Here is a 3,187-nt window from a genome sequence, read left to right on the forward strand (position 1 = left end):
CGCCGTGATCTGGACGACCACCCGGGCGTGGCGCTGGAACGCGGCCCTGGCCTCCGTGATCCGGACGCGGGCGGCATCCGGGTCGGGCTTGCCGGGCTCGGCCGGCACCGGATCCATAACCTCGGCGTGCGTCGCGTCAGCATGCATCACCTCGGCCTGCTCCATAGCCATCTCGGCCAGCCGATCCAGCCGCTGGATCTGCCGCAACGCCAGCGCCCGGCCTGGATCGGCCGGTTCGGCTGGCGTGGGGGAGGTTGGGGCGATGGTCATGAACAGATCATGAACGAACGACCCGGATGGGCGCAATGAACGAAACGTGACCCTCACTTCACCGTCATTGCGAGCGCAGCGAAGCAACCCATGCAGCCGTTCGTACGGGCCGATGGATTGCTTCGTCGGCTTCGCCTCCTCGCAATGACGGTGAGGGGGCGTCGATGGGTTCACGGGCGCGCACCCAGCCGAAGAGGCCGGGTCGGTTCGGCCCGTCCTACTCCGCCAGCGCCGCCAGGATCCGCACCCAGGAGCGGATGCCCTTGTGGAAGCTGGTCAGGTTGTACTTCTCGTTCGGGCTGTGGATCTGGTCGTCGTCGAGGCCGAAGCCGACCATCACCGAATCCATGCCCAGGATCGTCTTGAACGACCCGACCACCGGGATCGAGCCACCGGAGCCGATCAGCATCGCCGGCCGGCCCCATTCGTCCTGCAGCGCCGCGCGCGTGCGGGTCAGGGCCGGGCTGTCGATCGCAAGCGACAGGGCCGGGCTGCCGTCGCGCGACCAGAACTCGGCCGTGCAGTCGGCCGGCAGGCGGGACGTCACGAACTCGTGGAAGGCGTCGCGGATCTTGGTCGGGTCCTGGTCGCTGACCAGCCGGAAAGACACCTTGGCGAAGGCCTTGGACGGGATCACCGTCTTGGCGCCCTCGCCGGTATAGCCACCCCAGATGCCGTTGACGTCGCAGGTCGGCCGCGCCCACAGCCGCTCCAGCGCCGGCCGGCCGCGCTCGCCGGCCGGGATCGACAGGCCGATCTGGCGCAGCGACTCGGCCTCGTCGAAGCCCATCGACTGCCACTGTGCCTTCAGCTGGGTCGGCGCCTCGGCCACGCCGTCATAGAAGCCGGGCACGGTGATGCGGCCGTCATCGTCGCGCAGGTCGGCCAGGATCCGGGTCAGCACATGGATCGGGTTGCGGGCGGAGCCGCCATAGATGCCGGAATGCAGGTCGCGGCTGGCCGCGGTGATCGTCACCTGCTCATAGACCATGCCGCGCAGGCTGGTGGTGATCGCCGGGGTCTGCGCGTCCCACATGCCGGTGTCGCAGATCAGGGCGAGGTCCTGCGACAGCTCCTCGCGATTGGCCTCCAGGAACGGGTTCAGGCTGGGGCTGCCGGATTCCTCCTCGCCCTCGCAGAACACCGTGATCGGCAGGGGCAGCGACCCGGTCACCGCCTTCCAGGCGCGGCAGGCCTCGACGAAGGTCATCAGCTGGCCTTTGTCGTCGGCGGCGCCGCGGGCGCGGATCACCTTCAGGCCGTCGGCGCCGGTCTCGATCCGCGGCTCGAAGGGCGGGGCGTGCCACAGGTCCAGCGGGTCGACCGGCTGGACGTCGTAATGGCCGTAGAACAGCACCGACGGGCCGGTGCCGTGGTCGGTGGCGCGGCCGACCACCATCGGGTGGCCGGTGGTCGGGCGCACGGCGGCGTCGAAGCCGACCTCGCCCAGGCCGGCGGCCAGCCATTCGGCGGCGGCGCGGCACTGGTCCTTGTAGGCCGGGTCGGTCGAGATGCTTTGCAGGCGCAGGAACGCCATCAGCCGGTCGAGGCTGGAGTCGAAGCCGGCATCGACGGCCGACAGAACCTGATCGAGCGTGCTCACGGGCAATATCCTCGGAAGATCGGAAGCTGGCGCGACCCTAGCAGGGAAGCCGGCGTGGATTCACCTGCCGTGACGCGGGCCCCGCTACGGTGCCGGCCGTGCCGCCATGTGGGTGAGGTAGGCGATCACCAGGTCGATCTCCCGGTCGCTCAACTGCTCCGGCGCGAATCCGGGCATCCGCCGCCCGGGCCAGTCGCGCACCGCGGCGGGGTTGCGGATCAGGGCGTGCAGCGCCCCCGGCGCGAAGTACCGGGTCGGGTTCATCGGCCGGTTCAGATCGGGCCCGACATCGGCCGACCCGGCGCCGTTCAGCCGGTGGCAGACCATGCATTCGGTGACGAACAGGACCTGCCCGGCCCGGACCGGATCGCCCGCCGGCAGGGCAGGGTCGACCGCCAGCTGCGGCCAGCGCCGGGCCGGGGAGGGCTGGCTCGACAGCCGGGCCATCTGGAACGGCCATTGCTCGCTGCGGATCATCGACCCCCGGTCGCCGGTCCAGACCAGGTAGAACGGACCGGCGCTGACGGTCTTGCCGGGCAGTGCCGGCCACGGGGCGTCCGCCGGCTCGACCGCGACCCAGGCCACGGCCTGCCGCGCATCGGTGTTGGCGAGCAGGTCGACCGGCAGCTGCGCGGCGAAGCCGTCGGTGGCCACCGCCTCGATCACGCTGTCGGGCGGCGCTGCCAGCCCGGCCAGCAGCGCCGCCAGCGGCACCGCCCGATAGGTCATCGCCGTGCCGTAGGCCACGTCCCGGGCGATGGTGATCGTCGCCGTGTCGGGCCGGGCCAGCAGATCGGCCCGGCTGTAGTCCCGGACCTGTTCGCCGATGGCCAGGGACAGCACGGGTTCGGCCGCGACGGCCGGCACGACGGCCAGCCAGGCGGCTGCCACGGCCAGGACCAGTTTGCGCATAAACCCTTCCTTCGCCACACCCCGGTGCAGCAGATCATGCCTGCGGTGCCCAAGGCCAGCCCGCACCGTTCCGGGTATCCGTCATCCCGGGAAAAGCCACAGGCCGGTAGTCTGATGGCCGGCGAATCGCGATGGAGATATCCCTGAGATGACCGGCATGGTGCCGCGGCCCGCTGTTTTCCGGTCGATCCTCGGTCGGGAGGCAGGCCTCATCCTGGTGGCGGCAATCATCGCCTGGACCGCCATCTTCGACCTGTGGCTGCTGACACCGGTCGAGATCGGCGGCACCCTGTTCGGTGGGGCCTTCACCTTCGAACGGAATGCCCTGGGCGGGGCGGCCGCGATGGCTGGGATACTGATCGCTGCCCTGCTGCGGCTGCCCGGCTTCAGGCTGGCCTGGGC

4 protein-coding genes are annotated in these 3,187 nt (G+C 70.6%); 1 reads left to right on the forward strand and 3 read right to left on the reverse strand.

Going from position 1 to position 3,187, the window contains the following annotated elements; translation table 11 throughout:
* The 3 genes from AC3XYG_RS13155 to AC3XYG_RS13165 all read right to left on the reverse strand — a co-directional run.
* On the reverse strand, window positions 1-270 hold a 270-nt coding region (locus tag AC3XYG_RS13155; protein ID WP_489140290.1), incomplete at its 3' end, for a hypothetical protein.
* A gap of 217 nt (window positions 271-487) precedes the next feature.
* A complete protein-coding gene (locus tag AC3XYG_RS13160) occupies window positions 488-1,873 on the reverse strand; it encodes a dipeptidase (protein ID WP_489140291.1) in 1,386 nt (461 codons plus the stop codon).
* A gap of 84 nt (window positions 1,874-1,957) precedes the next feature.
* The gene (locus tag AC3XYG_RS13165) at window positions 1,958-2,785 is read right to left on the reverse strand and encodes a cytochrome c (RefSeq protein WP_489140292.1); all 828 of its coding nucleotides are present in this window, start codon (window positions 2,783-2,785) and stop codon (window positions 1,958-1,960) included.
* A gap of 148 nt (window positions 2,786-2,933) precedes the next feature.
* Here AC3XYG_RS13165 and AC3XYG_RS13170 point away from each other — a divergent pair.
* On the forward strand, window positions 2,934-3,187 hold a 254-nt coding region (locus AC3XYG_RS13170), incomplete at its 3' end, for a hypothetical protein (protein WP_489140293.1).

It is taken from the genome of Inquilinus sp. (assembly GCF_057815775.1).

What these genes read in the sequence shown, in the direction of transcription:
- AC3XYG_RS13165 (WP_489140292.1), bottom strand. Translation starts at nt 2,785, where the DNA reads ATGCGCAAACTGGTCCTGGCCGTGGCAGCCGCCTGGCTGGCCGTCGTG.